The organism is Streptomyces misionensis, from assembly GCF_007896895.1.
Taxonomy (GTDB): Bacteria; Actinomycetota; Actinomycetes; order Streptomycetales; family Streptomycetaceae; genus Streptomyces; species Streptomyces misionensis_A.
The window spans coordinates 1-4281 of sequence record NZ_VOGW01000113.1 but is presented as its reverse complement, the minus strand read 5'-3'; the positions used below and the strand labels follow the sequence as shown (position 1 = coordinate 4281).

The window sequence follows — 4281 nt, the reverse complement described above, 5'->3', positions numbered from 1 at the left end:
GCCGGTCGTCGCCGGGGCGGGCTTGGCGGCGGGCCGCCCGCCCCGGCGGGCCTCGATCAGGGCCACGGCCTTCTCGGGCAGCCAGGCGGAGGCGGTACCGCTGTCGTCGGAGCCGGAGCCGAACAGATGGGGTGCGAGCTGGGCCTGGAGATCGGCCGGGGTGGGGCGGGCGGAGGCGTCCATCTGCATGCACAGCTCGATGAGCGGGCGCAGTTCGTCGGGCAGGCCGGTGAGGTCCGGGCCCTCGCGCAGCAGCATGAAGACGGTCTCGACCGGGTTGGCGCCGTGGAAGGGCGGATGGCCCGTGGCGGCGAAGACCAGCATGGAGCCGAGGGAGAAGACATCGCTGGCGCCGGTGACGCTGCGGGAGTCCTTGGCCTGCTCGGGGGACATGTAGGCGGGGGTGCCGACGGCGACGTTCGTCATCGTCAGACGGGTGTTCGAGACACCGGAGGCGATGCCGAAGTCGATCACCCGGGGGCCGTCCTCGACCACCAGCACGTTGGACGGCTTGAGGTCGCGATGGACCAGCCCGGCGCCGTGGATCGACTGGAGGGCCTCGGCGACGCCCGCGGCGAGCCAGCGCACGGCCTGCGCCGGCAGCGGCCCGCAGTCGTTCACTATCTCCTCGAGGGAGGGCGCGGGGACGTACGCGGTGGCCAGCCAGGGCACCGCCGCGCGCGGATCGGCGTCGACGACGGCCGCCGTGTAGAAGCCGGAGACCGCGCGGGCCGCCTCCACCTCACGGGTGAAGCGGACCCGGAAGAGCTGGTCCTCGGCCAGTTCGGTGCGCACCGTCTTGATCGCCACCCGCCGGCCGGACGCCGAGCGCGCGAGATAGACCAGCCCCATGCCGCCGGCACCCAGCCGGCCCAGCACCTCGAACGGCCCGATCCGCCGCGGATCGTGCTGCGTCAGCTGATCCACTTGCCTGCCACCTCCCCGTACTGGCCGTGCCACCCCATTGGTACGCGACCGGAGCGCAGCGTCTCACCACCGCACCGCCCCGCCGGCCGCACCCCGATTCTTCCTGGCCGGACGGCCGGTTGCGAACCCGGCGACAAATCGGGATGTCTCCTTTCCATCACGGACACTCCAGGAACATTTCCGGAGCAACCCCCTCCGCTCACCGTCGCAGCAGCGCGAACGACGCCCCTTGATTGTCGGTGACGACGGCCACCCGTCCGTACGACGTCTCGAACGGCGGCGCCTGCACCCGGCCGCCGAGCCGCCGTACCGTGGCGAGCGCGTCGTCGAGATCGGTGACCCGGAAGTGGGTGAGGACATGCGGGGGCATCTCGGCGGGGAAGACGTCGGTGACGTCGGCGCGACCGAAGTCGGGCTCGGCGCCGGGGGCGAACAGGGCGTGGTGGAAGAGACCGCCGTAGAAGGTGTTGGCGCCGGTGGTGTCGCGGGTGTACAGCTCGGCCCAGGCGAAGGTGCCGGGCTCGTGACGGCGGCCGAACCCGGGGTGCCGGCGGGCCTGCCAGAGCCCGAACACCGCGCCCTCGGGGTCGGCGGCGAGGGCGGCCCGGCCGAGGTCGCCCACCGGATAGGGGGCCACGACCAGTTGCCCGCCGGCCGCGACGATCCGCCGGCCGAGGGTCTGGGCGTCCGGGGTGGCGAAGTACACCGTCCACACGGTGGGCATCCGCCCGTCCGTCTTGCGCTCCAGCGCGGCGACCGGCTCCCCGCCGAGCCGCGCCCACACCGAGCCGCCGTACCCCTCCTCGAAGTCCCACCCGAAGAGCTCCCCGTAGAAGCGCTTGCCCGCTTCGAGGTCGGGCAGCTGGGCCTCGATCCAGCAGGGGATGCCCTCCCGGTAGGGGGAGGGGGCCGGGCCGGCCGGCTTCCGGGCGGGCGGCCGTGGCGCGCCGGCGCCCGCGCGCGGGATCTCCTCCGTGTCGGGGCGCGGCATCTCCTGGGTGTCGGCGAGGCGCTCCCCCTCCTCCGCAGGGACCCCTCCGGTAGGAGCCTCGGGCGACTTCCCGGTGGCCGGCTCCTCGCGTCCCGCCCCCGGCCCGGGGTGCTCCCGGCCCTCCGGTACGCCGCTCTGACCCCCGTGTGGCTCTTCGTTCGCGGATGCCCTGTTTTCGGCCATGTCGTCAAAGTAACCGGGCGGCGCGCACCGCGCAGACCAGGCACACCACGCCCGATACACCCGCGCACCCCATTTGCACTCGGCCGAATCGCGCTCCCAGCCCCCCTCGGTAAGCTGACGACATGACAGGACAAGTGCGTACCGTCGACGGCCGTGTGGCCGGCCGGCGTGGGCAGGCGACCCGGCAGAAGCTGCTCGACTGCCTCAGCGAGATGCTCAGCTCCTCCCCGTACCGGGACGTCAAGGTCATCGATGTCGCCCGGAAGGCGGGCACTTCGCCCGCGACCTTCTACCAGTACTTCCCGGACGTCGAGGGCGCCGTCCTGGAGATCGCCGAGCAAATGGCGACCGAGGGCGCCGGATTGACCGAACTGCTCGAAGGGCGGTCCTGGGCCGGCAAGTCCGGATGGCAGACCTCGCAGGAACTCGTGGACGGCTTCCTGGACTTCTGGAAGAAGCACGACGCGATCCTGCGCGTGGTCGACCTCGGCGCCGCCGAAGGGGACAAACGGTTCTACAAGATCCGCATGAAGATCCTCAACTCGGTCAACAGCTCCCTCGCGGACTCGATCACGGAGCTCCAGTCCAAGGGCCGCGTCGACAAGGACGTGAACCCCTCGGCGGTGGCCGGTTCGCTGGTCGCGATGCTCGCCGCGGTGGCCGCCCACCAGAAGGGCTTCTCCTCCTGGGGCGTGAAGCAGGCCGAACTCAAGCCCAATCTGGCCCTGTTGGTCCACCTCGGCGTGACGGGCCGCAAGCCGTCGAAATAGCCCTCTCCCCTTTTGCCCGGTGGGTCCCGGCACGCTCCCTTCTTCCTCCACGGCACCACGTCCTGTCTCGCGGGCGGCGGTTCACCTCGGGTGAGCCACCGCCTGCCGTGCTTCCGGAGGCGTCAGGAGGGCAGCGGGCGGTCCCGCACGACGTGCTTCATCACCAGCGTGGAGGTCAGCCGCTGCACGCCCGGCAGGGTCGCGAGCCGGTCGTCGTACAGGCGCTGGAAGGCCGCGAGGTCGGCGGTGGCGACCCGCAGCAGGTAGTCCGGCTCGCCGAACAGCCGCTGGGCGTCCAGGACATGGTCGAGTTCACCGACCGCCCGCTCGAACTCGGCGATGGTGGCGCGGTCCTCCTGGCGCATGGACACGAAGACCAGCGCCTCGAAGTTCAGCCCGAGCGCCGTCGCGTCCACCACCGCGCGGTAGCCCTGGATGGCGCCGGAACGCTCCAGCTCACGCAGCCGCCGGTGGCAGGGCGAGACGCTGAGCCGCACCCGCGCGGCCAGCTCGGTCACGGTCAGCCGCCCGTCCTGCTGCAGCTCCGCAAGGATTTTCCGGTCCACGTCGTCCATGGGGCAGATCCTTGCTCAGGAGTGCCGGTCATGCGCAATTTTCGGGAACACTTTCGGGCCGATCGCGCCTAATGTCCCCTTCATGGACTCGGGACTGCTCTTCTCCTTCCTCGTCGTGGACCTGCTGCTGGTGTGCGTGCCGGGCGCCGACTGGGCGTACGTCATCGCGACCGCCCTGCGCGGCGCCCGGGTCCCGCGCGCGGTGGCGGGCCTGGTCTGCGGATACGCGCTGCACACGGCCCTGGCGACGGCCGGTCTCGCGGTGCTGGTGGCGAGCTCTCCGGCGCTGCTGACGGCGCTGACGGTGGCGGGCGCGGGCTATCTGCTGTGGCTGGGCTGGGGCGTGCTGCGCCGCCCGGCCACCCCGGAGGCGGGCGCGCCGGCTCCGGGGACGGACGCGGCGGCCCCGGCCGAGGGGCGGCCCTTTCTGCGCGGGGCCACGATCAGCGGCCTGAACCCCAAGGGACTGCTGCTCTACCTCTCGGTGCTGCCCCAGTTCCTCACCCTGCGCGGCGCCCATCTGCCCGTCCCCGCGCAGACGGCGACGCTCGGCGCGCTGCACATGGCGTGCTGCGCGGTCGTCTACCTCACCGTGGGCGTGCTCGCCCGCGCCCTGCTCGCCGCCCGTCCGGCGGCGGCCCGGGCGGTGGCCCGCACCTCGGGCGCGGCCATGCTGGGCATCGGCGCGATCCTCCTGGTGGAGCGGCTGGCGACCCTCTAGGGGAGCCCCCTCAGGGGCCGCGCCCGACCGTGCTGCCCGGCCGGGACCGACCGGGTCCGGGTCCCGTGGTCCCGGCCGGCTGTGAGGGCGGCGGTGCGGATGTGACCATGGGGG

At 72.7% G+C, this 4281-nt stretch carries 5 protein-coding genes; 2 read left to right on the top strand and 3 right to left on the bottom strand.

The genetic code is table 11. The annotated features are described in order from the left end of the window. Together FRZ03_RS19745 and kbpA are read right to left on the bottom strand one after the other, a co-directional pair. The coding region (locus tag FRZ03_RS19745; protein ID WP_146466538.1) for a serine/threonine-protein kinase at positions 1–927 on the bottom strand (927 nt) is incomplete at its 3' end. Positions 928–1126: 199 nt separating this feature from the next. Then, positions 1127–1918 (bottom strand): AfsK-binding protein KbpA, encoded by a 792-nt coding sequence (kbpA, locus tag FRZ03_RS19740; RefSeq protein WP_186785510.1) that lies wholly within the window; start codon positions 1916–1918, stop codon positions 1127–1129. Between the two features lie 317 nt (positions 1919–2235). On the opposite strand from kbpA, the gene FRZ03_RS19735 reads away from it, so the two are divergent. Next, positions 2236–2871, top strand: a complete 636-nt coding sequence (locus tag FRZ03_RS19735; RefSeq protein WP_146466536.1) for a TetR/AcrR family transcriptional regulator — start codon at positions 2236–2238, stop codon at positions 2869–2871. Positions 2872–2993: 122 nt separating this feature from the next. Here the strand turns inward: FRZ03_RS19735 and FRZ03_RS19730 are convergent, their stop codons facing one another. Continuing rightward, positions 2994–3446 (bottom strand): Lrp/AsnC family transcriptional regulator, encoded by a 453-nt coding sequence (locus FRZ03_RS19730; protein ID WP_070023867.1) that lies wholly within the window; start codon positions 3444–3446, stop codon positions 2994–2996. Between the two features lie 82 nt (positions 3447–3528). Here FRZ03_RS19730 and FRZ03_RS19725 point away from each other — a divergent pair, with 82 nt between their 5' ends. Beyond that, the gene (locus FRZ03_RS19725) at positions 3529–4167 is read left to right on the top strand and encodes a LysE family translocator (protein ID WP_146466492.1); all 639 of its coding nucleotides are present in this window, start codon (positions 3529–3531) and stop codon (positions 4165–4167) included. Positions 4168–4281: the final 114 nt, after the last annotated feature.

Bases quoted from the DNA above. Each gene is read 5' to 3' on its own strand.
- kbpA (WP_186785510.1), bottom strand. From the start codon at position 1,918: ATGCCGCGCCCCGACACGGAGGAGATCCCGCGCGCGGGCGCCGGCGCG.
- FRZ03_RS19730 (WP_070023867.1), bottom strand. From the start codon at position 3,446: ATGGACGACGTGGACCGGAAAATCCTTGCGGAGCTGCAGCAGGACGGG.
- FRZ03_RS19725 (WP_146466492.1), top strand. From the start codon at position 3,529: ATGGACTCGGGACTGCTCTTCTCCTTCCTCGTCGTGGACCTGCTGCTG.